General features: G+C 71.5%; 25 protein-coding genes, 1 tRNA gene and 1 riboswitch. Of the genes, 12 read left to right on the forward strand and 14 right to left on the reverse strand.

Going from position 1 to position 26047, the window contains the following annotated elements; all coding sequences use genetic code 11:
* The first annotated feature begins 21 nt into the window (after positions 1-21).
* The 4 genes from Q5694_RS17675 to Q5694_RS17690 all read left to right on the forward strand — a co-directional run bounded on the left by Q5694_RS17675 (position 22) and on the right by Q5694_RS17690 (position 5707).
* A complete protein-coding gene (locus Q5694_RS17675; RefSeq protein WP_333934055.1) occupies positions 22-288 on the forward strand; it encodes a DUF3311 domain-containing protein in 267 nt (88 codons plus the stop codon).
* Positions 285-1913, forward strand: coding sequence for a monocarboxylate uptake permease MctP (gene mctP, locus Q5694_RS17680; RefSeq protein WP_333934056.1), 1629 nt, complete (start codon positions 285-287; stop codon positions 1911-1913). Before Q5694_RS17675 ends, mctP begins: the two co-directional genes overlap by 4 nt.
* Before the next feature lie 180 nt (positions 1914-2093).
* Positions 2094-2220, forward strand: a riboswitch (cobalamin riboswitch).
* Between the two features lie 125 nt (positions 2221-2345).
* Positions 2346-4697, forward strand: a complete 2352-nt coding sequence (locus tag Q5694_RS17685) for a ribonucleoside-diphosphate reductase subunit alpha (protein ID WP_333934057.1) — start codon at positions 2346-2348, stop codon at positions 4695-4697.
* Entirely contained in the window at positions 4697-5707 is a 1011-nt protein-coding gene (locus Q5694_RS17690; RefSeq protein ID WP_333934058.1) for a ribonucleotide-diphosphate reductase subunit beta, read from the forward strand. The genes Q5694_RS17685 and Q5694_RS17690 overlap by 1 nt, the downstream gene beginning before the upstream one ends.
* Here Q5694_RS17690 and Q5694_RS17695 read toward each other — a convergent pair.
* Positions 5620-5862, reverse strand: a complete 243-nt coding sequence (locus tag Q5694_RS17695) for a hypothetical protein (protein ID WP_333934059.1) — start codon at positions 5860-5862, stop codon at positions 5620-5622. The two genes, Q5694_RS17690 and Q5694_RS17695, sit on opposite strands and share 88 nt — an antisense overlap.
* 93 nt (positions 5863-5955) lie before the next feature.
* On the opposite strand from Q5694_RS17695, the gene Q5694_RS17700 reads away from it, so the two are divergent.
* On the forward strand, positions 5956-6918 hold the full coding sequence (locus Q5694_RS17700; RefSeq protein ID WP_333934060.1) for a GlxA family transcriptional regulator: 963 nt from the start codon (positions 5956-5958) through the stop codon (positions 6916-6918).
* Between the two features lie 15 nt (positions 6919-6933).
* Here Q5694_RS17700 and Q5694_RS17705 read toward each other — a convergent pair whose 3' ends face one another.
* From Q5694_RS17705 to Q5694_RS17750, 10 genes are all read right to left on the reverse strand, one after another.
* Positions 6934-8304 (reverse strand): bifunctional albaflavenone monooxygenase/terpene synthase, encoded by a 1371-nt coding sequence (locus Q5694_RS17705; RefSeq protein ID WP_333934062.1) that lies wholly within the window; start codon positions 8302-8304, stop codon positions 6934-6936.
* A complete protein-coding gene (cyc1, locus tag Q5694_RS17710) occupies positions 8301-9386 on the reverse strand; it encodes an epi-isozizaene synthase (RefSeq protein ID WP_333934063.1) in 1086 nt (361 codons plus the stop codon). The genes Q5694_RS17705 and cyc1 overlap by 4 nt, the downstream gene beginning before the upstream one ends.
* A 295-nt stretch (positions 9387-9681) precedes the next feature.
* Positions 9682-10332: a peptide deformylase gene (def, locus tag Q5694_RS17715; protein ID WP_333934064.1), complete on the reverse strand. Its 651-nt coding sequence runs from the start codon at positions 10330-10332 to the stop codon at positions 9682-9684.
* A gap of 124 nt (positions 10333-10456) precedes the next feature.
* On the reverse strand, positions 10457-11437 hold the full coding sequence (locus tag Q5694_RS17720; protein WP_333934091.1) for a tetratricopeptide repeat protein: 981 nt from the start codon (positions 11435-11437) through the stop codon (positions 10457-10459).
* Between the two features lie 117 nt (positions 11438-11554).
* On the reverse strand, positions 11555-12802 hold the full coding sequence (locus Q5694_RS17725) for an HD-GYP domain-containing protein (protein WP_333934065.1): 1248 nt from the start codon (positions 12800-12802) through the stop codon (positions 11555-11557).
* Positions 12799-14175 carry an HD-GYP domain-containing protein gene (locus Q5694_RS17730; protein WP_333934066.1) on the reverse strand — a complete coding sequence of 459 codons (1377 nt, stop codon included), beginning with the start codon at positions 14173-14175 and terminating at the stop codon, positions 12799-12801. Before Q5694_RS17730 ends, Q5694_RS17725 begins: the two co-directional genes overlap by 4 nt.
* 179 nt (positions 14176-14354) lie before the next feature.
* Positions 14355-14666, reverse strand: a complete 312-nt coding sequence (gene rsrA, locus Q5694_RS17735) for a mycothiol system anti-sigma-R factor (protein ID WP_333934067.1) — start codon at positions 14664-14666, stop codon at positions 14355-14357.
* Entirely contained in the window at positions 14663-15349 is a 687-nt protein-coding gene (sigR, locus tag Q5694_RS17740) for an RNA polymerase sigma factor SigR (protein ID WP_333934068.1), read from the reverse strand. The genes rsrA and sigR overlap by 4 nt, the downstream gene beginning before the upstream one ends.
* Positions 15350-15653: 304 nt before the next feature.
* Positions 15654-16310: an alpha/beta hydrolase family protein gene (locus Q5694_RS17745; RefSeq protein WP_333934071.1), complete on the reverse strand. Its 657-nt coding sequence runs from the start codon at positions 16308-16310 to the stop codon at positions 15654-15656.
* Between the two features lies 1 nt (position 16311).
* On the reverse strand, positions 16312-17127 hold the full coding sequence (locus Q5694_RS17750) for an SOS response-associated peptidase (RefSeq protein ID WP_333934072.1): 816 nt from the start codon (positions 17125-17127) through the stop codon (positions 16312-16314).
* A gap of 181 nt (positions 17128-17308) precedes the next feature.
* On the opposite strand from Q5694_RS17750, the gene Q5694_RS17755 reads away from it, so the two are divergent.
* From Q5694_RS17755 to Q5694_RS17770, 4 genes are all read left to right on the forward strand, one after another.
* Positions 17309-18031, forward strand: a complete 723-nt coding sequence (locus Q5694_RS17755) for a M50 family metallopeptidase (RefSeq protein ID WP_333934073.1) — start codon at positions 17309-17311, stop codon at positions 18029-18031.
* Between the two features lie 174 nt (positions 18032-18205).
* Positions 18206-19522 (forward strand): 3-phosphoshikimate 1-carboxyvinyltransferase, encoded by a 1317-nt coding sequence (gene aroA, locus Q5694_RS17760; RefSeq protein ID WP_333934074.1) that lies wholly within the window; start codon positions 18206-18208, stop codon positions 19520-19522.
* Between the two features lie 15 nt (positions 19523-19537).
* Positions 19538-20548, forward strand: coding sequence for a ribosome small subunit-dependent GTPase A (rsgA, locus tag Q5694_RS17765; RefSeq protein ID WP_333934075.1), 1011 nt, complete (start codon positions 19538-19540; stop codon positions 20546-20548).
* 129 nt (positions 20549-20677) lie between these two features.
* Positions 20678-21001 (forward strand): DMT family transporter, encoded by a 324-nt coding sequence (locus Q5694_RS17770; RefSeq protein ID WP_333934076.1) that lies wholly within the window; start codon positions 20678-20680, stop codon positions 20999-21001.
* A gap of 119 nt (positions 21002-21120) precedes the next feature.
* Here the strand turns inward: Q5694_RS17770 and Q5694_RS17775 are convergent, their stop codons facing one another.
* Entirely contained in the window at positions 21121-21729 is a 609-nt protein-coding gene (locus Q5694_RS17775; RefSeq protein ID WP_333934077.1) for a TetR/AcrR family transcriptional regulator, read from the reverse strand.
* A 308-nt stretch (positions 21730-22037) separates the two neighbouring features.
* On the opposite strand from Q5694_RS17775, the gene hisN reads away from it, so the two are divergent.
* Positions 22038-22838, forward strand: coding sequence for a histidinol-phosphatase (hisN, locus tag Q5694_RS17780; RefSeq protein WP_333934078.1), 801 nt, complete (start codon positions 22038-22040; stop codon positions 22836-22838).
* A 130-nt stretch (positions 22839-22968) separates the two neighbouring features.
* Positions 22969-23361, forward strand: coding sequence for a CBS domain-containing protein (locus Q5694_RS17785; RefSeq protein WP_333934092.1), 393 nt, complete (start codon positions 22969-22971; stop codon positions 23359-23361).
* Between the two features lie 72 nt (positions 23362-23433).
* Here the strand turns inward: Q5694_RS17785 and Q5694_RS17790 are convergent, their stop codons facing one another.
* Positions 23434-24885 carry a catalase gene (locus tag Q5694_RS17790; RefSeq protein WP_333934079.1) on the reverse strand — a complete coding sequence of 484 codons (1452 nt, stop codon included), beginning with the start codon at positions 24883-24885 and terminating at the stop codon, positions 23434-23436.
* Between the two features lie 145 nt (positions 24886-25030).
* Here Q5694_RS17790 and Q5694_RS17795 point away from each other — a divergent pair, with 145 nt between their 5' ends.
* Positions 25031-25447 (forward strand): Fur family transcriptional regulator, encoded by a 417-nt coding sequence (locus Q5694_RS17795; protein ID WP_309095379.1) that lies wholly within the window; start codon positions 25031-25033, stop codon positions 25445-25447.
* A 132-nt stretch (positions 25448-25579) separates the two neighbouring features.
* On the opposite strand, the gene Q5694_RS17800 is transcribed toward Q5694_RS17795, so the two are convergent.
* Positions 25580-25653 (reverse strand) — tRNA-Met (locus tag Q5694_RS17800).
* Positions 25654-26047: the final 394 nt, after the last annotated feature.

Raw genomic sequence — 26047 nt, forward strand, 5'->3', positions numbered from 1 at the left:
CTGAGGGGACGGAGCCGCCTGATGTCGCAAGCCCCAGAATCCAGCAGAGGTCCGGTGGTGACGCCTGTGCGCGTCGTCATCGGCCTCTGCCTCGTCGCACCCTTCGTGGCCATGCTGTGGGTCGGCTCGTACGCGAAGACCGACCCGGCCTTCATCGGGATCCCGTTCTTCTACTGGTACCAGATGGCGTGGGTGCTGATCTCCACCATCCTGACGATGGTCGCCTACAAGCTGTGGCAGCGTGACCAGCGCTCCCGCTCGGCCGCGAAGGGCGGTGCGTCGCGGTGAAGGACGGCGTGAACGGCGTCGCGCTCGCCGTCTTCATCTTCTTCTTCCTGCTCGTGACGGTCATGGGCTTCCTGGCCGCGCGCTGGCGCAAGGCCGAGAACGAGCACAGCCTGGACGAATGGGGCCTGGGTGGCCGCTCGTTCGGCACCTGGGTCACCTGGTTCCTGCTCGGCGGCGACCTGTACACGGCGTACACGTTCGTCGCGGTGCCCGCGGCGATCTACGCGGCCGGCGCGGCCGGCTTCTTCGCCGTGCCGTACACGATCCTGGTGTACCCGCTGATCTTCACCTTCCTCCCCCGCCTGTGGTCGGTGTCGCACAAGCACGGGTACGTGACGACCTCCGACTTCGTGCGCGGACGCTTCGGCTCCAAGGGCCTGTCCCTGGCCGTGGCCCTCACCGGCATCCTGGCGACGATGCCGTACATCGCGCTGCAGCTGGTCGGCATCCAGGCCGTGCTGGACGTGATGGGCGTCGGTGGCGGCGAGGACACCAACTGGTTCATCAAGGACCTGCCGCTGCTCATCGCGTTCGGCGTGCTGGCGGCGTACACCTATTCCTCGGGCCTGCGGGCGCCGGCGCTGATCGCGTTCGTGAAGGACACGCTGATCTACCTCGTGATCGCGGTGGCGATCATCTACATCCCGATCAAGCTGGGTGGCTTCGACGACATCTTCGCCAAGGCCGGCGACGCGTTCAGCCAGACCAACCCGGCCACCGGCGCGCCGCGCGGCGCGCTGACGCCGCCGGAGACGGGCCAGTGGACGTACGCCACGCTGGCGCTGGGCTCCGCCCTGGCGCTGTTCATGTACCCGCACTCCATCACGGCGACGCTGTCCTCCAAGAGCCGTGAGGTGATCCGCCGCAACACCACGATCCTGCCGCTGTACTCGCTGATGCTGGGCCTGCTGGCGCTGCTCGGCTTCATGGCCATCGCGGCCGGCATCAAGGTGCAGAACGGCCAGCTGGCGATCCCGCAGCTGTTCGAGACGATGTTCCCGGACTGGTTCGCCGGTGTGGCGTTCGCGGCCATCGGCATCGGCGCGCTCGTGCCCGCGGCCATCATGTCCATCGCGGCCGCGAACCTGTTCACCCGCAACATCTACAAGGACTTCATCAAGCCGGACGCCACCCCCGCGCAGGAGACCAAGGTCTCCAAGGTGGTCTCGCTGCTGGTGAAGGTGGGCGCGCTGGTCTTCGTCCTCACCATGGACAAGACGGTCGCCATCAACTTCCAGCTGCTGGGCGGCATCTGGATCCTGCAGACCTTCCCGGCCCTGGTCGGCGGCCTGTTCACACGCTGGTTCCACCGCTGGGCCCTGCTCGCGGGCTGGGCGGTCGGCATGATCTACGGCACGGCCGCCGCCTACGGTGTGGCCTCCCCGACGCAGAAGCACTTCGGCGGCTCGTCGAAGGAGATCCCCGGCATCGGCGAGATCGGCTACATCGGCCTGACGGCGTTCGTGCTGAACGTGATCGTGACAGTCGTCCTGACCTTCGTCCTCAAGGCCGTGAAGGCCCCCGACGGCGTCGACGAGACCAAGCCGGAGGACTACACGGCCGACGCGGGCGACCCCGGGGTCCAGGTGGAACTCCCGCCTGCGACCGCCGGTTCGTCGCACTGACCCGGGGCGCGGGGCCGCACCGACGTGCGGCCCCGCCGCGTGGACGCGACCAGCCGTGAACCACCCGCAGCGGGCCGCCGTGACCACTCGTCACGGCGGCCCGCCGTCATGGGGAACCGACGCTCCGGCACCACCGCGACACTACATCTGGGGGTGCCACCCGGACCCGGCACAAGATGTATGCTCGTGCTCGCTGTCGCCGCAGGGGAATCCGGTGCGAATCCGGAACTGTCCCGCAACGGTGTACCCATGCCCCTGTGTGCGCATGGGCGTCAGTCCGAGGACCTGCCGACAGTGCACCCGGCCGCCGGCCGGTGTGCCCTGACGTCCGGGCCTCGTGGAATGGGCCGGTGGACGCGCGACGCCGTGTGCGTCCGTGTGCTGCCCCCTGCCCTCGGCGAGGCCCCGTGCCGAGCGAGGGAGAGCCCCCACGTGACCATCGCGCCAGCGGATCCGGTCTCAGCCGCCGAACAGGAGCAGGACGGGCCCGGTGCCGCTCTGCTGCGGACCCTGAGCGAACTGACCGCCGACCTCCCCGACGCCGACCCCGGCCGGGTCGCGGCCGCCGCGCTGCGCGGCCGGTCCGCGCGGGCGGACGAGCGGGAGCTGCGGGACCTGGCGACGGAGGCCGCGGCCGGCCTCATCTCGGAGGACCCCGCCTACTCCCGGCTGGCCGCGCGCCTGCTGACCGTCGGCATCCGCGACGAGGCCGCCTCGCAGGGGGTCACCTCCTTCACCGGGTCCGTCGCCGCCGGGCACCGGGAAGGGCTCATCGCCGACCGCACCGCCGCGTTCGTCGAACTGCACGGGGACCGGCTCGACGCGCTGGTCGACACCGCCGCCGACGACCGCTTCGGCTACTTCGGCCTGCGCACGCTGCACAGCCGCTACCTGCTGCGGCACCCGATCACCCGCAAGGTGATCGAGACACCCCAGCACTTCCTGCTGCGCGTGGCGAGCGGCCTCGCCGAGGACGACACCGCACGGGCCGTGGACGAGGTCGCGGCGCTCTACCGGCTGATGAGCCGCCTCGACTACCTCCCCTCCTCCCCCACCCTGTTCAACTCCGGCACCCGGCATCCCCAGATGTCGTCCTGCTACCTGCTCGACTCCCCCCGGGACGAGCTGGACTCCATCTACGACCGCTACCACCAGGTCGCGCGCCTGTCCAAGCACGCCGGCGGCATCGGCCTCGCCTACTCCCGCATCCGCGCCCGCGGTTCGCTGATCCGCGGCACCAACGGCCACTCCAACGGCATCGTCCCGTTCCTGAAGACCCTCGACGCCTCGGTCGCCGCCGTGAACCAGGGCGGGCGCCGCAAGGGAGCCGCCGCGGTCTACCTGGAGACCTGGCACGCGGACATCGAGGAGTTCCTGGAGCTGCGGGACAACACCGGCGAGGACGCCCGGCGCACGCACAACCTGAATCTGGCGCACTGGATCCCGGACGAGTTCATGCGCCGCGTGAACGCCGACGCGCAGTGGTCGCTCTTCTCGCCCTCGGACGTACCGGAGCTGGTCGACCTGTGGGGCGAGGAGTTCGACGCCGCGTACCGCAGGGCGGAGGCGGCGGGGCTCGCCCGGAGGACCCTGCCCGCCCGCGAGCTGTACGGCCGCATGATGCGCACCCTGGCACAGACCGGCAACGGCTGGATGACCTTCAAGGACGCCGCCAACCGCACCGCCAACCAGACCGCCGAGCCGGGCCACGTCGTCCACTCGTCCAACCTCTGCACGGAGATCCTCGAGGTCACCAGCGACGGCGAGACGGCGGTCTGCAACCTCGGCTCGGTCAACCTCGGCGCGTTCGTGACCGGCGGGGACATCGACTGGGAGCGCCTGGACGAGACCGTCCGCACGGCCGTGACGTTCCTCGACCGGGTCGTCGACATCAACTTCTACCCCACCGAGCAGGCGGGCCGCTCCAACGCCCGCTGGCGCCCGGTCGGCCTCGGCGCGATGGGCCTGCAGGACGTCTTCTTCCGGCTGCGCCTGCCCTTCGACTCGCCCGAGGCGAAGGCCCTGTCCACCCGGATCGCCGAACGCATCATGCTCGCCGCCTACGAGGCCTCCGCCGACCTCGCCGAGCGCAGCGGCCCGCTGCCCGCCTGGGAGAAGACCCGTACGGCCCGGGGCGTGCTGCACCCCGACCACTACGACGTGGACCTGACCTGGCCGGAGCGCTGGGCGGCCCTGCGCCGGCGGATCGCCACGACCGGCCTGCGCAACTCCCTGCTCCTCGCCATCGCGCCCACGGCCACCATCGCCTCGATCGCGGGCGTGTACGAGTGCATCGAGCCGCAGGTGTCCAACCTGTTCAAGCGCGAGACGCTGTCGGGCGAGTTCCTCCAGGTCAACTCCTACCTCGTCGAGGAGCTGAAGCGGCTCGGCGTGTGGGACGCCCGCACCCGGGAGGCCCTGCGGGAGGCGAACGGCTCGGTGCAGGACTTCACCTGGATCCCCGAGGACGTCCGCGCCCTGTACCGCACGGCCTGGGAGATCCCGCAGCGCGGCCTGATCGACATGGCGGCGGCCAGGACCCCGTTCCTGGACCAGTCCCAGTCCCTGAACCTGTTCCTGGAGACGCCGACCATCGGCAAGCTCTCCTCGATGTACGCCTACGCCTGGAAGTCCGGGCTGAAGACCACCTACTACCTGCGCTCGCGCCCGGCCACCCGCATCGCCCGGGCCGCCCGCGCCGCCGTCCCCGTGCAGGCCGCCCCGGACCCCGACGCGGTCGCCTGCTCCCTGGAGAACCCCGAGTCCTGCGAGGCCTGCCAGTAATGCCCAGCAACCAGAACCTTCTCGACCCCGGCTTCGAGCTGACGCTGCGCCCCATGCGCTACCCGGACTTCTACGAGCGCTACCGGGACGCCATCAAGAACACCTGGACCGTGGAGGAGGTCGACCTCCACTCCGACGTCGCCGACCTCGCCAAGCTCTCCCCCGCGGAGCAGCACCTCATCGGCCGGCTGGTGGCGTTCTTCGCCACGGGCGACTCGATCGTCGCGAACAACCTGGTGCTCACGCTGTACAAGCACATCAACTCCCCCGAGGCGCGGCTGTACCTGAGCCGCCAGCTGTTCGAGGAGGCCGTGCACGTCCAGTTCTATCTGACGCTGCTCGACACCTACCTGCCCGACCCGGAGGACCGTGCGGCGGCCTTCGCGGCGGTGGAGAACATCCCGTCCATCCGCGAGAAGGCGGAGTTCTGCTTCAGGTGGATGGACTCGGTCGAGAAGCTGGACCGGCTGGAGTCACAGGCGGACCGGCGCCGCTTCCTGCTCAACCTGATCTGCTTCGCGGCCTGCATCGAGGGCCTGTTCTTCTACGGTGCCTTCGCCTACGTGTACTGGTTCCGCAGCCGCGGCCTGCTGCACGGCCTGGCGACCGGCACCAACTGGGTGTTCCGCGACGAGACGATGCACATGTCGTTCGCGTTCGACGTGGTCGACACCGTCCGCAAGGAGGAGCCGGAGCTGTTCGACGACCGCCTGCGGCAGGAGGTGACGGACATGCTCCGGGAAGCCGTCGAGGCCGAGCTGCAGTTCGCGCGCGACCTGTGCGGTGACGGTCTCCCGGGCATGAACACCGAGTCGATGCGGCAGTACCTGGAGTGCGTCGCCGACCAGCGGCTGACCCGCCTGGGCTTCGCTCCGGTCTACGGCTCCGAGAACCCCTTCTCCTTCATGGAGCTCCAGGGGGTTCAGGAGTTGACCAACTTCTTCGAGCGCCGGCCCTCCGCGTACCAGGTGGCGGTGGAGGGCACCGTCGACCTGGACGAGGACTTCTGAGCCGGCGCGTTCCCGCCGGCCTCCTGGGCCTCCCGGATCTGCCGGTCGATGCGCCTGTCGTGCATCAGGCCGATCACGGACGGGAGGACCAGGAGGACCAGCGTCCCGAGTACGAAGATCATGGCGATGAGTGTCTGCGTCTGGTTCGTGTCCATGGACACCACTGTCGCTCCGGATGCTCCTTACCGTCAGTGGCAGTACTGCCGTGAACCCTCGAATTCCTGCCAACGGCGAGGCACACTGGACGCATGCTGCAGAACGTGGCCGTCGCCCTGCTCGACGGTGTGACCCCCTTCGAACTCGGCGTGGTGTGCGAGGTCTTCGGCACCGACCGCAGTGACGACGGCCTGCCCGTGTACGACTTCGCCGTCGCCTCGGCCGAGGGCCCCGCCCTGCGCATGAGCTCGGGCTTGTCGCTGCAGGTCGAGCACGGCCTGGAGCGGCTGGAGACGGCCGACCTCATCGCCGTCCCGGCCGGGGACGGCTACTCCACCCGCGCCTTCCCGCCGGAGCTGCTCGACGCCCTGCGCCGCGGTGTCGACCGCGGCGCCCGGGTGCTCAGCGTCTGCTCCGGCGTCTTCGTCCTGGCCGCGGCCGGCCTGCTGGACGACCGCCGCTGCACGGTGCACTGGAAGCACGCGCGGGACCTCGCCCGGCGCTACCCCCGGGTGGCCGTCGAGCCGGACGTGCTCTACGTCGACGAGGACCCGGTGATCACCTCGGCCGGCACGGCCGCCGGCATCGACGCCTGCCTGCACCTGGTCCGCAAGGAGCAGGGCACCGAGGTCGCCAACAAGATCGCCCGGCGGATGGTGGTGCCGCCGCACCGGGACGGCGGCCAGGCGCAGTACATCGAGCGTCCGCTGCCGCACTCCGAGGCCGACTCCATCGGCGACGTGCTGGCCTGGATGGAGCGGCACCTCGACGAGGAGGTCACGGTCGAGCAGCTCGCCGCCCGGGCGCTGATGTCCCCGCGTACGTTCGCCCGCCGCTTCCACCAGGAGACCGGGACGACGCCCTACCGCTGGGTCCTGCGTCAGCGCGTGCTGCAGGCCCAGCGGCTGCTGGAGGCGACGGACGAGACCATGGACGCGATCGCCGGCCGGACGGGGTTCGGCAACGCGGCCACGCTGCGCCACCACTTCGTCCGGGCCGTCGGGACCACACCGAACGCCTACCGGCGGACGTTCAGGGGCCCCGAGGCGGCCTGACGGCCGACCCGGCGGTCACCTCGCCACCGGCCGCACCTTCAGCTCGTGCGGCCGCAGGGTGATGCCGACGCGCGGACTGGCGTTCGAGCCGGCCACCTGCTCGAAGCGGTACTTCGCGGCCAGCGCGGCCGTCACCAGGGTCAGTTGGGCCATCGAGAAGTGGTCGCTGGGGCACTTGCGGTTGCCGACGCTGAACGGGCTCATGGCGTGCTTGGGCACGGCCTTCGCCCGCTCCGGAAGCCAGCGGTCGGGGTCGAACTCCAGATTCCGTTCGTAGGACCTGGCGTCCCGCTGGATCGCGTAGGGACTGTAGATGATGTCCGCCCCGGCCGGAATGCGGTATTCGCCGAGATGTGTGTCCCGTACCGCCCGCCGGGTCAGAATCCAGACGGCCGGACTCAAACGCATGGACTCGACCACGACATTGTTGGTGTGCCGCAGAGCACGGACGTCGGCGAATGCCACGGGCCTCCCACCGGTGACCTCTTGCACTTCGTCGTGCACCCGGTCCGCGTGTTCCGGGTGTTCCGCGAGCACGTGCAGCAGCCACATGATCGTGGAGGCGATGGTTTCGCTGCCCGGAGTGAGGATCGCGACGACCTGATCGTGGATCTCCTGTTCCCCGATGGGGTCGCCATTCTCGTCCTTCGCCTCCAGCAATGCCGTCAGCAAATCGTCCGGCTTTTGACCGCTTGCGCGGCGCTCGGCGATGATCTCGTCGACCAGGAGATGCAAATCGGCCAAGGCGCGGTTGAATTCCCGGTTGGCCGGCAGCGGCAGCCGGTAGAGCGGCCCGAGCGGAATGACCATCCGCCGGTACATGCCGCGGAAGACGGTGGCGAGGGCGACGCACAGCCGCTCCGCCCGTTCGTCCATGAAGTCGCCGCGCAGCAGGCAGCGGGCCGCGATGCGCACGGCCACCCGGAAGGACTCCGAGGTGCAGTCGACGGTCTCCCCGGGCTTCCAGCGCTCGGTGAGGGCGTGCGCCTCCTCCTCCATGATGGGCCCGTAGGCGGGTATCGCGTCGAGCCGGAACGCGGGCTGGATGGTGCGCCGCTGGCGGCGGTGGAGCGGACCGTTCGCCGTGGCCACGCCCTCCTTGCCGAGCAGGCCCTCCAGGGACTCCCACAGCGGCCCGGAGATGATGAAGTCGTTGCTCAGCGCGAGGGCGCCGGTCAGGTCCGGTGTGGTGACGGCGTAGATGGTCTTCGGGCCGAGCTTGAGGCGGACCACGTCGCCGTGCTCGCGCAGCCGGGACATGAACCCCAGCGGGTCGCGCGCCAGTCGCCAGCCGTGGCCGAGGACGGGGACTCCGCCGCCCGCCCGGGGCGGCTCGTGCTGCTCCGCGGTCGGGGCGGTTGCCGGCTTGACGGACTCGACGGTCATTTCTCACCTGCCGCTTCGTTGTTGACGTACGGGGGCGTGGACCGGTCGTCCCAGCTGTCGACCATGTACCGGCCGGACTCGTGGTGGAACCAGTAGACGGAACTGAACCAGTTCCGCATATTGCTCAGGCAGGCCCGCACGGCGGCACTCAGTTCCTTTCCGTGCACGGTGCCGTCGTCGAGGCCCTCGGCGAACCGTAAGGCCTCCTTCTCCACGGCCATGAATTCGGTGATGCATTCCTCGACACGCCGCCGGACTTCCCTCACGGCCTGTTCCAGGGTCAGTCCTTCATGGGTGATGAGACTGATTCCGAGATTGTGCACCTCGTCCCCCGCTATTTCCTTCGGCAGCGAGCAGAGGTCGTTGTACCAGGCGGCGAACTCCTGGCTCAGCAGCGCCGCCCGCCGATAGGCCGGATATCCGCGCACCGCGTCGGGGAACTCGCATCCCGCGGCCGGCTCCAGGAGGTCGGTCCATATCCAGTGTGCGAACGTGAGCCGGCGCAGCCGCAGATACTCCTCGACCGTGGGCACGATGCCGTGCGTGCGGTTGTGGAACTCGCGGTCGTACGCCTCGATCACCGCGTGGAAGTGCCGGGCGAACCGGAGGTTCCACGTCCCGGGCAGGAACCCGTACAGCCGGTGCACGCCGTCCGCGAACCCGGCGACCAGTGGGTCCTCGTGGTGGAGGTGCTCCCCGGGGGAGTCGAGCGCCGCGTGCAGGCGGTCCCTCAACTGCCGCCAGGCGTGGGGACGGCCGTGCACGATGTCGCGGTCGTGCCGGTCGTCCCAGACGAAGAACCAGGCGCTGTAGTCCGCTATCGCCTGCATGACCTCGTCGGGCGCGCCGAGGTAGTACCCCGCCATGAGGTCGGTGTAGCACAGGCCGTCGGCATATTCCTCGACCTTGTCCGCGGGCATGAGCCGCTTTTCGAGCAGCCAGGCCCGGGTCTTCTCCTGGCACTTGGGCCAATACGGGTGGAGTTGCCGTGGAAACGACTCCTCGATCACCGGGAGTGAGAGCGACGGTGGAACTGCGATCCTGGCCGGTGTCGATGTGGTGCCGTGTGACAAAGCGTGCACGAACTAACCCCTCTCAGCCGCCGGTTGGCGCGGGCGCCCCTCCCTTCGTGCCGGGCGTGCGCCGTTGCATACCCCGCTCATCCCATTCAGCACTACAACTGACCGTTCTGGGAACGTATTTGCTCCATTCACTACCCCACAGTGCCGGGATCCTCCCGGTAAGTGACGGGTACCGGATCGGCGAACGAGCAGAAGCGGTCGAACGTGCGACGGACAGGCGAACGACACACACGAACGGCGCCTGCTCGAGGTGGTGAACCCGAGCAGACGCCGTGCGCCTGGTGCGGCAGAGGTCTCAGTCGTTGGCCACGACGGGGTAGCGGGGCTCGTTCTCGGCCATCTGCCGCAGCGCGTCCTTGCGCTCCCGCTTGGAGAGCCGGTCGATGTACAGGTAGCCGTAGAGGTGATCGGTCTCGTGCTGCAAACACCGTGCGAAGTATCCGGTGCCGCGCACCTTGACCGGGTTGCCCTTCTCGTCCTGCCCGGTCACCTCGGCGTAGTCCGGCCGGGCCAGCGGCGCGTACGCGGTGGGCACCGACAGGCAGCCCTCGTTGCTGTCGTCCAGCCGGCGCCTGTCGGCGGGCAGTTCGACGAGCCTGGGGTTGCAGATCACGCCCACGTGCCGGACGCCCTCGTCGTCCGGGCAGTCGTAGACGAAGACCTTCGCGTCGACACCGATCTGGTTGGCGGCCAGGCCCACGCCCTCGGCGGTGCGCTGGCTGGCGAACATGTCGGCCACGAGCTGCTGGAGCTCGTCGCCGAACTCGGTGACGTCCTTGCACTCCTTGTGCAGCACCGGGTTGCCGACGACCGTGATCGGCCGCGAGGTCCCCCGCTCACGCCAGGCGGCCTCGCGCTCCTCGCAGTCCTCCGTGTCGATCACGTACCCCTCGTCGTCGACGGGGAGCACGCCCTCGTGCTGCTGATCGGTGTCCTGCTGAGCCATGACGTACGTACGCCTTCCTGAACAAATCCGAGCCGGGATGCTGATACAGGGTACGGGGAAGGTGCCCGCTCACGGGCGCGGGAACTGCGCGGCAACCCCCACGGTGGCACGGCGGCGGACGGCCTCAGCACACCTCTTCCAGATCCCGCCAGTCTCGGGAGTCCGGGCTGTCGGCCACCCATCCGTCCAGCAGCCCGCGGACCAGCGAAGTCGGCGCAGCCAGCCCGCACTCCCGCTCGGGGACCCACAGCTGCCCGTCGGTCCGGTGCCCCAGCGGCCCGGGGTGGCCCGGCTCGCTGTGGTCGTGCGGGTCGAGGTGCTCGCCGTCGCCCTCGTCGGACGGCATCCGGGACTCCGAGCACATCCGGCACAGCAGCCGCACCGAGGAGGACCAGTCCTCCGCGGCGAACCCCGCGTCACCGGCGAGCTGCTCCAGCGCGTCCCGGTCCGACTCGGTCGCCGCCTCCAGCAGCACCACCCAGGTCGGCACGGGCGACGGCGCCCACAGCTCGATCTCGTCGAACACCGGGTAGGTGTGCCCGGCGGCCGTGGTCCGCTCGCCGTGGGGGACGCCGTCGTGCAGGACGACCTCGCCCCAGCGCCGCCCGGACGACGGCAGGGGGATCGACAGCACCTCGATCCGCGCGGGATCCAGCCGCCTGCCCCACACCACCTCGGCCTCCCCCTCCGGGGACAGCCGCACGGCGGCGCTGCCGAGGTCCATGCCGACGGGCTCGCCGGAGTCGTTGGCCGGGCCCGGAGTGCGCAGCCCGTACGCCTGCCAGGCGCGCCGGGCCAGCGGCCAGTCCTGCAGGGCCGTCGCGGCGATGCCGACGTTCCACCAGTCGGGCGCGCCGGCGTCCCGGTCGAGCAGGGCCACCGCCCTCAGGCCCGCCGCCCGCGCCTGCTCCCAGTCGTGCCGGAACTTGTGCAGCAGCGCGAGGTTGAACCAGGACTCGGAAAGCCAGGGCTCCAGATCGGCGGCACGTGTCAGCAGTGCGCCCGCGTCCTCGTACCGGCCGTCGCCGATGAGTGTGAACGCCCGGTCCGTGGCCTGCCGCCAGGAGGCGGAGGGCCGGTGCCGTCCCTTGCCGAAGATCCTCACGATTCCCGCCTGCCAGTTCCGTGCGGTGGGCTGGCCGTAGCTGTGTTTCGAGCCCCCGGACACCTTCTCCTTCGCATCCAACCACGTACGGCCGCGGGGGCGCTCATTACCCATGGGTTACCCAGCCACGGGCAGCGTCAGACTGCTCCTTGCCAGTACGCGGGCCAGTGATTCCACCACCTCCGGCGCATACGTCCCGGCGGTGGCGAGCCGGAGTTCCTCCAGCGCCGTCAGCGGCCCGCCGGGCCCTCCTTCCCGGGACTTCTCCTCGTACGCGTTCACGGCCCGGACGATTCGCGCGGCGAGCGGCTGCTCGGGGTAGGGGTCGGCCTGCCGCTCCACGACCACGGCGACGGCCTCGTCCACGCCGGTCTGCCGGACGACCGCCGCGCCGAGCAGCGCGATGCGCCGTTGCTCCGCGGGGGGCAGCGCTGCGGTGGCACCGGCGGGCACGGGGTCGACGAGGCTGAGCTGGCCGATGTCGTGCATGAGCGCGGCGTACTCCAGGACCGCGAGCTCGGGTTCGGTGAGGCCCAGGTCACGGCCGACGGCCCGGCTGACCGCGGCGACCCGGCGGGCGTGCCCGGCGGGGGTGCAGCCGGCGACCTCGGTGGCCCGGGCGAGGGAGGCGATGGTCTGCCGGTAGGTCGCCCGGACGGCCGCGTAGCGCCGGAAGGACATCTGGGCGAGCAGCAGCGGCACGGAGAACACCGGCAGCGCCCACAGGCCCACGACGGCCACCGCCAGGGCCATCACCGCCCCCGTCGCGATGACGGCGGTCCCGATGCCGTGCGCGGCCCGCAGCTCGTCGCGCAGCACCGGCCCGAAGGGCCAGCCGGTGCGCAGGTGGGCCAGGGCGGCGCCGAGCACCGCGTCGCACAGCGCGGTCAGGGACAGCAGCGCCAGCAGCAGCAGCGCGTAGGCGGGACCGCCCCAGTCGTCGAACATGCCGCGGTTGTACGCGGGCTGGAAGCAGACGGCGACGAAGCCGACGGTGAGCACGCGCCGGGAGAGGTGGTCGAGGGTGGGGCCCTGACCGCGGGCGACGTGCGGCACGCTGCCGAGCAGCGAGGCGGCCAGTACGACGGCGAGGACCTGGGCGAGGCCGTGGTGGGTGGGGTGCCCGCCGGCCTCGCCGAGCAGCGCGTAGGACAGGGCTCCGGCGGCGCCGAGCGGGGCGGGTTCCCGGACGTGTGTGTCGTTGCGCCGGGCGAGTTCCCCGACGGCGACGAGGACGCCGAAGGCCAGGGCGACACGGCGTTCGTCCAGTCCGTCGTAGAGGGTGACGGCGAGGGAACCGGCGGCCAGGAGGCCGGCGCAGGTGTGTACGAGGGCGAGGAGCAGCGGCTGCGGCCGCGGGCTCACCGGTGGGCTCCGGGCCGGCCGGCGACGGGGGCACCGGGCGGGGGCACGCGGGGTGTTCCGGTGCGGTCGCGGACCTCCTCGTCCCCGGCGGTCACCGCGGGGTGCCACCCGGACCGTCCCACTGCCTCGACCAGCGCCGTGACCATCGCGGGGTCGAACTGGCTGCCGGCGCACCGCTCCAGCTCCGCCAGGGCCACCGGGACGGGCCGGGCCCTGCTGTAGCTGCGGGTGGAGGTCATGGCGTCGAAGGCGTCGGCGACCGCCACCACCCGCGCCGACTCGGGGATCTGACGCCCGGCCAGACCGTAGGGGTAGCCGCTGCCGTCCAGCCGTTCGTGGTGGTGCAGCACGGCCGCGCGGGCCTCGCCGAGGAAGCCGATGCCGCGCACCATCTCGTGCCCGTACTCGGGGTGCAGCTCGATCACCCGCCGCTCCTCGGGGGTCAGCGGCCCGTCCTTCCTGAGGAGCCGGGTGGGCACGCCGAGCTTGCCGACGTCGTGCAGGATCCCGGCGAAGCGCAGCACCTCGACACGCTCGTCGTCCATGCCCAGCTGGCGGGCGATCATCATGGATGCCTGCCCGACGCGCTCGCTGTGCCCGCGGGTGTAGCCGTCCTTGATGTCGACGGCCTGCACCAGCGCCCGGATGGTCGCCTGGTGGGCGCCCCGTTCACGGTGGTACTGGGCGAAGGCCCACCACGAGACGCACATGGGCAGCAGGACGAGCAGCGCGGCCACGGGCCCGTAGGGGCTTCGCCACAAAACGGCCATCATCAGCCCGGCCAGGCCGTGCACGGCGATCGGGGCGAGCGAACGGGCCAGCAGTCCCCGCCAGGCCCACCGCGCCGGAACCTTCCCCCACTGCCCGAGGGGCGTGGGCCGTGCCCCCGGGCCCACGGCCAGGATCCCGCCGTCGAGCAGCGCGAGCACCAGGCAGAAGGCCAGCACGGCCGCCCCGGCGGGACCGAGTGCGCAGGGGAGGTCGCCGGCGGCCACCGCGTCCCGGCCGCCGAGAAGGCGGTGCACCTCGGCGGCGGCCCGTACGGCGAGGACCAGCTCGGCGGCCCGCCAGATCCGCCGCAGCGCCACGGGCCGGTGCTCGACGTGGGACAGCAGCGCGCCCGGCACGGCCACCAGGGCCGCGGCGGGCCCGGGCAACAGGAAGGCACCGGCGAGGAGCACGGGGTAGAAGGTCCCGGCCGGCTGGGAGATCCCCGCGAACCGCGCGGCGCGCTCACAGCCCGCGTACAGCAGGGCGAGCAGCAGGGCCGCCCACCAGTGCGCCCGGCCGCCCGGCGGGGGCAGCAGGCAGAGCAGGGCGGCGCCGACGACACAGGCGACGTACGCACGTACCCGTGCCGGTACCGCTGTCATGAGCCCCTCCCCGGCCATGTCGGTCAGGCCCGGAGCCTAGGACGGCGGGAGGGGACTTCGCGGGCGGACGGCCCGCGCATCGCACGTTCGAGTGACGTGTTCGAGGATGACCACCCCGTCAGGAGCGGGGCGGTTCCCCGGCGCGGGAGGGCCGGAACTCCCGCGGTGTCCGCGAGGAGTCAGGACTCCTGCGGTGTGGCGGGCGACGCCGTGACGTCCTGCTCGGGGACCGTCCGGCCGGAGCGGATCAGCTCGATCCGCCCCATCACCTTGTCCCGCAGGTCGCCGGGGACGTCGTCGTGCCCGCAGCAACGCTTCACCAGCTTCTTGACGGCCTGCTCCAGCCCGTACTTCTCGAGGCAGGGCGAGCACTCCTCGAAGTGGTGCTCGAACTTCACGCAGTCCGAGTCCGGCATCTCACGGTCGAGGAACTCGTAGAGATGATCGAGGATTTCGCTGCAATCCGTCTCGTGCGGCTCTCCGCAGCTCATGACCCCGAGCCTTTCGCTTCGTTCGACTCTCCGGCGCCGGCCGGAACCATCCCGCGGTCACGGGCGTAGTCCTCCAGCATGCCGCGCAGCTGACGGCGGCCCCGGTGCAGCCGGGACATCACCGTACCGATGGGTGTCCCCATGATGTCGGCGATCTCCTTGTAGGCAAAGCCCTCGACGTCCGCCAGGTAGACGGCGATGCGGAACTCCTCGGGGATCGCCTGGAGCGCTTCCTTCACGTCCGAGTCGGGCAGGTGGTCGAGCGCCTGCGACTCGGCGGAGCGCAGGCCCGTCGACATGTGCGACTCGGCGCGGGCGAGCTGCCAGTCCTCGATCTCCTCGGCCGCGGAGCGCTGCGGTTCGCGCTGCTTCTTGCGGTACGAGTTGATGAAGGTGTTGGTGAGGATCCGGTACAACCACGCCTTGAGGTTGGTGCCCTCGCGGAACTGGTGGAAGGACGCGTACGCCTTGGCGTACGTCTCCTGCACCAGGTCCTCGGCGTCGGCCGGATTGCGCGTCATGCGCAGCGCGGCCGAGTACATCTGGTCGAGGAACTCGAGCGCGTCCCGCTCGAAGCGCGCGCTGCGCTCGGTCGCTGTCTCCGTGCTCGTGCCGCCCTGGCCCTCGGGCTGCTCCGCCTGGCCGTTGTCGGTCCCTGCGTCGGTCCCAGTGACCGGACCCACCTCCTCGATTGCTCTCGTGAGACCGAGGCCGGCCCCACTCGAATCGGAGGATAGACGACGATCCGGTCCGCCCGCCGCCCGAACAGGGGCGGTCCTGGCCGCGTGCAGCACCGTCCAGTCCAGGTCGGCGCGGCTGCTGCGGGTCGCATCGGATCCTGCCGGGCGCAGCCCGTCCACGGGGCGGGTGACGGGCGGGCAGATGGTCGAACCCATGCGGCAGACTCCCTCTCCTACGGCGTCGGTGCCGGTCTCCGGCACGTACGCCCCGCACAACAGAGACCGCCGCCCCGGCATTCCCGCAGCCTCACCCGAGTGACCCGGTCCACTGCGCCACCGCGTCCGTGATGACCGCCACGGCCTCCTCCTGCGAGATCTCCGCACGTTTGGGCACGGCGAACCCGTGGTCCCCGTACGGAACCTCCACGAGCCGGTACGGCCCGTCGGGGAACTCCGCGGGCCTGCCGAAGGGGTCGTTGCCGCCCTGCACGACCAGGGTGGGCACCCCCGCGCCCAGCAGTTCCGCGGCGCGGGACCTGTCCGGCTTGCCGGGCGGGTGGAGGGGGAAGCCGAGCGCGAGCACGGCGTGGGCGCCCAGCTCGCCGGCGGTGCGGCAGGCCACCCGGGCCCCGGCGCTGCGGCCGCCGGCGACGACCGGCAGGCCCGGGGCGGCCAGCGCGGGCCACAGGCCCCGCCAGCCGATGTCCAGGGTCTTCGGAGCGGGCGCGAGTTTCCTGCCCGCCACCCGCCAGGGCTGCTCGACCCGGGCGACGGTCACGCCGTGGGCGGGCAGGACGTCGGCCAGGGCCACCAGGTCGCGGGCCTCGATGCCACCGCCCGCGCCGTGGCCCACGGCGAGCACGAGCCGGGGCTCCGGGGCCCGGTGCCAGGTGATCCGGGCGGTGCCGGCGTCGGTCTCGACGGTCTCGGTGTCCGGGCCGGCCGCCTTCTTTCGTCGCGTCACGTCAGAAGAGTGTGCCCTCCTCGGGCCCGTCCAGCTCCTTCAGCAGCTCCGGCCCGTTGTTGCGGACGTTGCTGACGGCCGTGGCGACGGGGTAGGCCCGCATCAGCCCGGAGGGCGGCGGCGCGAGCAGGCCGCGCAGCCCGTCGGGGTCGGTACGGGCGGGGTCCAGCCAGGCGTCCCAGCGGTCGGGGGTCAGCATCAGCGGCATCCGCGGGTGGATGTCGGCCAGTGCCCTCGGCCCCTCGGCGGGGGACACCGCGAGCGGGCCCGTCTCGGCCTCCGTCGTGATCACCGAGCACGTCACCCACCAGGCGAGCGGGTGGTCGTCGGGCAGGGTCCTGTCCCGCCAGAACTCGTAGAGGCCGGCCATGGCGAAGACCGACCCGTCCGCCGGAGTCACGAAGTAGGGCTGCTTGCGGGGCCGCTTCCTGCGTCCCTCGACCTCCAGCTCGCGCTCCTGGGTGCCGGTGACCCACTCGTAGTAGCCGTCGGCGGGCAGGATGCAGCGCCGGGAGGTGAAGGCGCGGCGGTAGGAGGGCTTCTCGTGCACGGTCTCCGCGCGGGCGTTGATCATCCGGGCTCCGCCGTCGGGGGTCTTCGCCCAGGACGGCACCAGGCCCCATTTCAGCCGGCGCAGCTGCCGGACGGGCCGCGGGTCGTCCGCGTCCTTCAGGGGGCGGTCCAGGACGGCGTGGACCTCTTTGGTGGGCGCCACGTTGTAGTCGGGCGCGAGGGTCTCCTCCGGCTCCCACTTCTCGATCCCGAAGATCCCCGCGAGCTCCTCCGGGCTGCGACTGGCCGCATACCGTCCGCACATGTGTGTCCTACCCCTCCGACCTGCGCACACGTCAGAACCCGTCCGGGCCGGCGCCGGTCCGGACGGGTCCAAGGGTGGCAGAGTCGGGAACGATCGCCGGCTCCGAGGCGTCTTTCGGTACCGTCCGCGCAGACGTGCCACACTGCCAGACCCGCGCGACCCGGAGGAGCCCCCCGCCGACATGGACCACATAGCATCCGCCTCGCTCGCCTCCCTCTGGGACGAGGTCGCCGGCACCCAGCCCGAGCCCGATCTGTGGGTGGTGATCGCGACCCTGGCCGCCGCGCTCGCCGTGGTGGTCCCGCACGGCCTGTGGCGCGTCTCCCGCAACGCCATCACCATCGCCCACGAGGGCGGGCACGGGCTCGTGGCCCTGCTCACCGGCCGCACGCTGACCGGCATCCGGCTGCACTCGGACACCAGCGGCCTGACGGTCAGCCGTGGCAAGCCGCACGGCATCGGCATGATCCTCACGGCAGCCGCCGGCTACACGGCCCCGCCCCTGCTCGGCCTCGGCGGCGCCGCCCTGCTCGGCGCCGGCCGCATCACGCTTCTGCTGTGGCTGGCGACGGCCCTGCTGCTCGCGATGCTCGTGATGATCCGCAACGCCTACGGCGCCCTGACCATGCTCCTCACCGGCGGGCTGTTCGTCGTGGTGTCGTGGCTGGCCGGGCCGCAGGTGCAGGCGGCCTTCGCGTACGCGGTGGTGTGGTTCCTGCTGGTCGGCGGGGTGCGGCCGGCATTCGAACTGCAGGCGAAGCGGTCCCGGGGCGGGGCCGGCGACTCGGACGCGGACCAGCTCTCACGCCTGACGCACGTACCTGCGGGCCTGTGGTTCTTCCTGTTCCACGCGGTGTCGCTGTGCTCCCTGCTCGGCGGCGGCCGCTGGCTGCTGGGCCTGTGACGTACCGCGGCTGCGTCGCACCCGAACGGGGTCGTGCCGCTGTGCGGGTCCCCCGCGCGGCCACCGTGCGTGCCGTCGTCCGGCTCCGCCGTGCGGGCGTCCGGCGCCGCCGTGCGGGCGCCGCCGGCCCGCCGGCGCGGCATCCGCGGCACGCCCTGCCGATAAAGTAAAGGCATGGCCCCGAACACCGCAGAAACCGCCCTCTGGCCCGCCCCGCACGCGAGCGGAGCCGTCGACGCGACGGTCCACGTGCCGGGGTCCAAGTCCGTCACCAACCGAGCCCTGGTGCTGGCCGCCCTCGCCTCCGAGCCGGGCTGGCTGCGCCGCCCGCTGCGCTCCCGCGACACGCTGCTGATGGCCGGCGCGCTGCGCGCGCTGGGCGTCGAGATCGAGGAGGGCGTGGGCCCCGACGGCACCGGCGAGGCCTGGCGTGTGCTGCCGACGGGTCTGCGCGGCCCGGCCACGGTCGACGTCGGCAACGCCGGCACGGTGATGCGGTTCCTGCCGCCGGTGGCCGCGCTCGCCGACGGCCCCGTCCGCTTCGACGGCGACCCCCGCTCCTACGAGCGCCCCCTGAACGGCGTGATCGACGCCCTGCGCCTGCTCGGCGCCCGGATCGACGACGACGGTCGCGGCGCGCTGCCGATGACGGTGCACGGCAGCGGCGCCCTGGACGGCGGGCCGGTGTCGATCGACGCGTCCTCCTCGTCGCAGTTCGTCAGCGCGCTGCTGCTGTCCGGCCCGCGCTTCAACCAGGGCGTCGAGGTCCGCCACACCGGCGCCACGCTGCCCTCCCTGCCGCACATCCGGATGACCGTCGACATGCTGCGCGCGGTCGGCGCGCAGGTGGACACGCCGGAGTCGGGCGGTGAGCCGAACGTCTGGCGGGTGACGCCGGGTGCCCTGCTCGGCCGGGACCTGGTGATCGAGCCGGACCTGTCCAACGCCCAGCCGTTCCTGGCGGCGGCGCTGGTCACCGGCGGCAAGGTCGTCGTCCCGGACTGGCCGGCCCGCACCACCCAGCCCGGTGACAAGCTGCGCGAGATCTTCACCGAGATGGGCGGTTCCTGCGAACTGACCGAGTACGGCCTGGTGTTCACCGGCTCCGGTTCGATCCACGGCATCGACGTCGACCTGAGCGAGGTCGGCGAGCTGACGCCGGGGATCGCGGCCGTGGCCGCCCTGGCCGACTCCCCGTCGACCCTGCGCGGTGTGGCCCACCTGCGCCTGCACGAGACGGACCGGCTGGCCGCGCTGACCAAGGAGATCAACGAACTCGGCGGTGACGTCACCGAGACCGCCGACGGCCTGCACATCCGCCCGCGCCGGCTGCACGGCGGCATCTTCCACACCTACGACGACCACCGCATGGCCACGGCCGGCGCGATCATCGGCCTCGCGGTCGAGGGCGTGCAGATCGAGAACGTGGCGACGACCGCCAAGACCCTGCCGGACTTCCCCGACCTGTGGACCGGGATGCTCGGGGCGTAGGGCGGGGACCAGGTCATGCGCCGCTACGGCAAGCACACCGACGAGGACGACATCCGCACCCGTCCGGGCCGCCGCAACACCCGGCCCCGGACGAACATCCGGCCCAAGCACGACGACGCCGCCGAGGGCCTCGTGCTGACCGTCGACCGGGGCCGCCTGACGTGCCTGGTCGAGGACCGCGTGGTGATGGCGATGAAGGCCCGCGAACTGGGCCGCAAGGCCGCGGTCGTGGGCGACCGGGTGGCCCTGGTGGGCGACCTGTCCGGGAAGAAGGACACGCTGGCGCGGATCGTGCGCATCGGGAAGCGCACCTCCGTGCTGCGCCGCACGGCCGACGACGACGATCCGTACGAGCGGGTGGTCGTGGCCAACGCCGACCAGCTGGCGGTCGTCACCGCCCTGGCCGACCCGGAGCCCCGCCCCCGGCTGATCGACCGCTGCCTGGTCGCGGCCTACGACGGCGGTCTCGAACCGCTGCTGGTCCTCACCAAGTCCGACCTCGCCCCGCCCGAGAAGCTGCTGGAGCTGTACGGCGACCTGGACATCCCCTACGTGGTCACCAGCCGCGCGGAGCTGGAGAGCGGCGTGGCCGTGGCCCGGGTGCGCGAGCAGCTCGACGGCAGGATCACCGCCTTCGTCGGCCACTCCGGGGTCGGCAAGACGACGCTGGTCAACGCGCTGGTGCCGGAGGAGCGGCGCCGTTCGACCGGGCACGTGAACGCGGTGACGGGCCGCGGCCGGCACACCACCACCTCGGCGCTGGCCCTGCCGCTGTCCGGTGGTGACGGCTGGGTGATCGACACTCCCGGCGTGCGGTCCTTCGGGCTGAACCACGTCGACCCGTCCCGGGTCATCCACGCCTTTCCCGACCTGGAGCCCGGCACCGAGGGCTGCCCCCGCGCGTGCAGTCACGACGAGCCGGACTGTGCGCTGGACGCCTGGGTGGCCGAGGGGCACGCGGATCCGGCCCGGCTGTACTCGCTGCGGCGGCTGCTGGCCACCCGGGAGCACACCGAAGGGGACTGACCTCCGCGTTGTTTGTCCTGGCCCGTGGACGGTAAGTGCATAATCGCACCGAGCCGGATGCAAGCCTGACCAAAACTCGACGGACCCGGACGTAGCGGTCACCGGACGTGGCTAACGGGAGGACACCTCATGGCGTGGCTGCTGGTCATCGTGGCAGGGCTGCTGGAGACCGGCTTCGCCGTGTGCCTGAAGCTGTCGCACGGCTTCACCCGGCTCTGGCCGACGATCGCGTTCTGCGCGTTCGCCCTCGGCAGTTTCGGGCTGCTGACGCTGGCGTTGAAGAGGCTCGACGTGGGCCCCGCGTACGCGGTGTGGACCGGCATCGGTGCGGCGGGCACGGCCATCTACGGCATGGTCTTCCTGGGCGACCTGGTGTCGACGCTGAAGATCGTGTCGATCACTTTCGTCATCATCGGCGTGATCGGCCTGCAGTTGTCGGGGTCGGCGCACTGACGGCCCGTCAACCGGCGGCTCGGCAAGGCTGCTGGTCCGGGGGCGTCGCCCGTCGCCGGTGGGGCGTCCGCCGGGCTGTCCGCACGGAAGCGGCACGGGCCGTCCGGACGGACGCGGTGTCAGCCGGGCTGCAGGTGCAGGGCGCCTCGGACCAGGTCGGCGACGCCGCCCTCGGCCGGCGGTGCGGCCACGCAGGACAAGGCGAGCCGGAGGGCGAGTTCACAGGAGCGGGCCAGCTCGGCGGTCTCGGACGGGGGTGCGCCCGGGCCGGCCAGGGCCATGACCGCCCGGTCGCGGACCAGGGCGACGAAGTCCGCGGGTGAGGGCAGGGGACCGTCGGCGCGCCGCTGGGCCGGGACGGCGGAACCGGACGGCACGGCGGTCAGGACCGGCGAGGGCAGGCGTTCGCTCCAGCAGCCGGTGAGCATGGCCCGGACCAGGGCGTTGCCGCGGGCGGCGGAGGCGGTCCACTCGGCGGTGGCGGTGATCCGCTCGCGGGGATCGGTGTGCGCGGCGAGCGCCCGGTCGACCCCGGCCAGGTATCCGTCGGCCTCCCTGCGCACCAGGGCCCTGGCGAGGCCGTCCTTGCTGCCGAACTCGTTGTACAGCGTCTGCCGGGACACCCCCGCCGCCGCGGCCACGTCCACCATCCGCACGGTGGACCAGGGCCGGCGCGCCAGCGCCGTGTAGGCGGCGTCCAGTAGAGATTCCCGCGCTGCAGGCATCATCGCCTCCCCTTGGGGCGAGCGAGCGGCTCTGCGCCCAGGTTTGACGCGCGCGCGACCACTGTCAAGGGTCCACGAACGCGCGCGGGGGCGCGTTCCGGCCGCATCACGCGGGGCGTTCACCCCTGCGGGCGCGGGGGCGCATTCCGGCCGTATCGCGCGAGGCGTTCACCCCGGCGGCCCCGCCCCTCGGCACCGCCCGCACCCGCGGTCACTCCCCTGCCGCCCCCCGCCGCCGTGTCGCACGCCCGCTCGCCGCGCCCACAAGCCCCCGGTGGCCCCACGCCCACCTCGGCCGATAGGTTCGTCACATGCCCGACTACCTCGACGACCTGCGTCTCGCACACGTCCTCGCCGACGCCGCCGACGCCGCGACGACGGACCGCTTCAAGGCCCTCGACCTCAAGGTCGAGACCAAACCGGACATGACCCCGGTCAGCGAGGCGGACAAGGCCGCAGAGGAGCTCATCCGCGGTCAGCTCCAGCGCGCCCGGCCGAGGGACGCGATCCTCGGCGAGGAGTACGGCGTCGAGGGCACCGGCCCGCGCCGCTGGGTGATCGACCCGATCGACGGCACCAAGAACTACGTCCGCGGCGTCCCCGTCTGGGCCACGCTCATCTCCCTGATGGAAGCCGGCGAGGGTGGGTTCCAGCCCGTGGTGGGCGTCGTATCCGCCCCGGCCCTGGGCCGCCGCTGGTGGGCGGCGAAGGGCCACGGCGCGTACACCGGCCGCAGCCTCACCAAGGCGTCCCGGCTGCAGGTCTCGCGCGTCTCGAAGCTCGCCGACGCCTCCTTCGCCTACTCCTCGCTCACCGGCTGGGAGGAGCAGGGCCGGCTCGACGGCTTCCTCGACCTGACCCGCGCGGTGTGGCGCACGCGCGCGTACGGCGACTTCTGGCCGTACATGATGGTCGCGGAGGGCGCGGTCGACATGTGCGCCGAACCGGAGCTGTCCCTGTGGGACATGGCCGCCACCGCGATCGTCGTCACGGAGGCCGGGGGCACCTTCACCGGGCTGGACTCCCGCCCGGGCCCGCACAGCGGCAACGCCGCCGCGTCGAACGGCCTGCTCCACGACGAGCTGCTGGGGTACCTCAACCAGCGCTACTGAGCGCCCTGTTGTTACGAGCCCACCTCTTGTTTGACCGTCCCTTTGCCTGCCACTCTGAGAGTCCCCCGGCTTGTGAACTTGTGAAATCATGAACAAGCTGCGGGACCACTCCCAGGAGGTGGCTCCTTTCATGCTCGTCCGTGACGCCATGAGCACCGTCGTCCTCACCATCGGACCGACCCACACCCTGCGCCAGGCCGCCGCACTGATGTCGGCACGCCGGGTGGGCGCGGCCGTCGTCCACGACCCCGATGCCGGCGGCATCGGCATCCTCACCGAACGCGACATCCTCAACTCCGTGGGCCTGGGCCAGGACCCGGACACGGAACACGCCCACGCCCACACCACCACCGACGTCGTGTTCGCCGCTCCGTCCTGGACTTTGGAGGAGGCGGCGGTCGCCATGACCCACGGCGGATTCCGGCACCTGATCGTGCTGGACGGCGGCGAACCCGCCGGCATCGTCTCGGTCCGCGACATCATCCGCTGCTGGGTGCCCGCGCGTCAGCGCGTTCCCGCCTAGACGCACGGACGGGCCGGGCCCCCTGATGGGGACCCGGCCCGTCCACTACCGCAAGCGGTCCAGCGCTGGAGTTCAGCCGCGCAGGGCCTGGACCGCGGCCTCCAGCCGCTTGCCGTAGTCTCCGTCGGCCCGACGGAAGTTGTCGATCGCCCGCTCGACGATGTCGTCGCGCGAGACCTTGGCGATGAAGCCCGCCAGGTTGGCGATCAGGCGCTCCTTCTCGTCCTCCGACATGAGCCGGTAGAGGTTGCCCGCCTGCACGAAGTCGTCGTCCTCGGCGTGCACGGGCGCCTCGTGGTTGCCGGTGGTGCCGCCCACGGCGACGGCCGACCACAGCGGACGGTCCGTCTGGAACGGTCCGCCGAAGCTGTTGGGCTCGTAGTTCTTCGCGCCCCCGTGGCGGCCGTCGTAGAGGTGGCCGTCCCGCGAGTGGGTGCGCGCCACCGTGGCGTGCGGGCGGTTCACCGGCAGGTGGTCGGCGTTGATGCCGACGCGGTAGCGGTGGGCGTCGCCGTACGCGAAGAGGCGGCCCTGGAGCATCTTGTCCGGGGAGGGGCCGATGCCCGGCACGAAGTGGGCGGGGCTGAAGACCGACTGCTCGACCTCGGCGAAGATGTTCTCCGGGTTGCGGTTCAGCTCCAGCTTGCCGATCTCGACGACCGGGTAGTCCGCGTGCGGCCAGACCTTGGTCAGGTCGAACGGGTTGAACCGGTACGTCGCCGCCTCGGCCACCGGCATGATCTGCACGCCGACGGTCCAGGTCGGGTACTCGCCCCGCTCGATGGCCTCGCGCAGGTCACGCTGGTGGGAGTCGGGGTCCTCACCGGCGAGCCGCGCGGCCTCCGCGCTGGTGAGGTTCTTGATGCCCTGGTCGGTCTTGAAGTGGTACTTGACCCAGAAGGCCTCGCCGGCCTCGTTGTTCCACTGGAAGGTGTGCGAGCCGAAGCCGTCCATGTGGCGGTAGGAGGCGGGGATGCCCCGGTCACCGAACAGCCAGGTCACCTGGTGCGTCGACTCGGGCGAGAGGCTCCAGAAGTCCCAGACGTTGTCCGCCTCGGTGGATCCGGTGTACGGGTCGCGCTTCTGGGTGTGGATGAAGTCCGGGAACTTGATGGCGTCCTTGATGAAGAACACCGGGGTGTTGTTGCCGACGAGGTCGTAGTTGCCCTCCTCGGTGTAGAACTTCAGCGCGAAACCGCGCGGGTCGCGCACGGCGTCCGCCGCGCCGAGGTTTCCGGCCACGGTCGAGAAGCGCAGGAAGACCTCGGTCTGCTTGCCGATCTCGTTGAGGAACGCGGCACGCGTGTAGGGCGTGACGTCGGCCGTCACCGTGAAGGTGCCGTACGCGCCGGCACCGCGGGCGTGCACCACCCGCTCCGGGATGCGCTCCCGGTTGAAGTGGGCCAGCTTCTCCAGCAGGAGCTGGTCCTGGACGAGCACGGGGCCGCCGACGCCCGCGGTCTCGCTGTTCTGATTGTCGGCGACCGGAGCTCCGGCCTCCGTCGTAAGCGGTCCCTGCGTCACGTGCGCCTCCTGCACCCATACTGGTCAAACCTGTCCCTTGGCCAAAGCCGTTCTCGATCCTACAATAGACATTGTCTAAAGCAAGTGAGACTCCAATCTCACACCTGTTCGGGACCTGGTCCCCTTAGCTGTTAGGCTGGTGGCCATGAGTGACCTTCTGGAACGCCTGCGCGGACGCGGATGGCGGATGACCGCGCAGCGGCGCGTCGTGGCCGAGGTCCTCGACGGCGAACACGTCCATCTGACGGCCGACGAGGTCCACGCCCGGGCCGTCGCCAAGCTGCCGGAGATCTCCCGGGCGACCGTCTACAACACCCTCGGTGAGCTCGTGACCCTCGGCGAGGTGCTGGAGGTCTCCACCGACCAGCGCGCCAAGCGGTACGACCCGAACGCCCACCGGCCGCACCACCACCTGGTCTGCGCCCAGTGCGGCGCGATCCGCGACGTCCACCCGGTCGGCAACCCGCTGGCGGACCTGCCCGACTCGGAGCGCTTCGGCTTCACCGTCTCCGATGTCGAGGTGACGTACCGCGGCGTCTGCCCGAACTGCGCGGCGGCCTAGAGTCTCCACACGAAAGCCCCGGCACCGATGGGTGCCGGGGCTTTGTGCTGCATACGGATGAGCCTTCGCCGCATCGCACGAGGAACGACCGAGGGCCGGAATCCTTTTCGGACTCCGGCCCTCGGCCATCAGTAGCGGGGACAGGATTTGAACCTGCGACCTCTGGGTTATGAGCCCAGCGAGCTACCGAGCTGCTCCACCCCGCGGCGATGAATGCAACGTTACGTCAATGAGGAGCACAGATGCAAATCCCTTCCCACGGGGCCGCGCATCGAGAGCTCGGGGCCGGTCCACAGGACAGACACGAGGAGGCCGCGGCCGCAGCGCAGAACCGGGCGGGTACTGTGACGTCCCGCCGCCCCGGTCACGTGCGGCGGCCGGGTCACGGTCCAGGGGCCGGTCACGCTCCAGGGGGGCCGGTCACGGTCCGGTCCGGGGGCCCTGCCATGGTTAGGCGGCCCGGTCACAGTCCCGGTCCGGGGACCCTGCCGCGGTCCGGCGGTCCAGTCACGGTCACGGTCCGGGGGCCCCGCCGCGGTCCGGCGGCCCGGCGGCCCGGTCACCTGCGGCGGTTCGGCCCCCGCACCGCTTGTGGTGTCC

This window comes from Streptomyces sp. AHA2 (assembly GCF_036857595.1).
Taxonomy (GTDB): domain Bacteria; phylum Actinomycetota; class Actinomycetes; order Streptomycetales; family Streptomycetaceae; genus Streptomyces.

Coding starts and splice junctions, on each gene's coding strand:
- Q5694_RS17675 (WP_333934055.1), top strand. CDS start 22: ATGTCGCAAGCCCCAGAATCCAGCAGAGGTCCGGTGGTGACGCCTGTG.
- Q5694_RS17690 (WP_333934058.1), top strand. CDS start 4,697: ATGCCCAGCAACCAGAACCTTCTCGACCCCGGCTTCGAGCTGACGCTG.
- Q5694_RS17695 (WP_333934059.1), bottom strand. CDS start 5,862: ATGGACACGAACCAGACGCAGACACTCATCGCCATGATCTTCGTACTC.
- Q5694_RS17700 (WP_333934060.1), top strand. CDS start 5,956: ATGCTGCAGAACGTGGCCGTCGCCCTGCTCGACGGTGTGACCCCCTTC.
- Q5694_RS17705 (WP_333934062.1), bottom strand. CDS start 8,304: ATGACCGTCGAGTCCGTCAAGCCGGCAACCGCCCCGACCGCGGAGCAG.
- def (WP_333934064.1), bottom strand. CDS start 10,332: ATGGCTCAGCAGGACACCGATCAGCAGCACGAGGGCGTGCTCCCCGTC.
- Q5694_RS17730 (WP_333934066.1), bottom strand. CDS start 14,175: ATGACAGCGGTACCGGCACGGGTACGTGCGTACGTCGCCTGTGTCGTC.
- rsrA (WP_333934067.1), bottom strand. CDS start 14,666: ATGAGCTGCGGAGAGCCGCACGAGACGGATTGCAGCGAAATCCTCGAT.
- Q5694_RS17750 (WP_333934072.1), bottom strand. CDS start 17,127: ATGTGCGGACGGTATGCGGCCAGTCGCAGCCCGGAGGAGCTCGCGGGG.
- Q5694_RS17755 (WP_333934073.1), top strand. CDS start 17,309: ATGGACCACATAGCATCCGCCTCGCTCGCCTCCCTCTGGGACGAGGTC.
- aroA (WP_333934074.1), top strand. CDS start 18,206: ATGGCCCCGAACACCGCAGAAACCGCCCTCTGGCCCGCCCCGCACGCG.
- rsgA (WP_333934075.1), top strand. CDS start 19,538: ATGCGCCGCTACGGCAAGCACACCGACGAGGACGACATCCGCACCCGT.
- Q5694_RS17770 (WP_333934076.1), top strand. CDS start 20,678: ATGGCGTGGCTGCTGGTCATCGTGGCAGGGCTGCTGGAGACCGGCTTC.
- Q5694_RS17775 (WP_333934077.1), bottom strand. CDS start 21,729: ATGATGCCTGCAGCGCGGGAATCTCTACTGGACGCCGCCTACACGGCG.
- hisN (WP_333934078.1), top strand. CDS start 22,038: ATGCCCGACTACCTCGACGACCTGCGTCTCGCACACGTCCTCGCCGAC.
- Q5694_RS17785 (WP_333934092.1), top strand. CDS start 22,969: ATGCTCGTCCGTGACGCCATGAGCACCGTCGTCCTCACCATCGGACCG.
- Q5694_RS17795 (WP_309095379.1), top strand. CDS start 25,031: ATGAGTGACCTTCTGGAACGCCTGCGCGGACGCGGATGGCGGATGACC.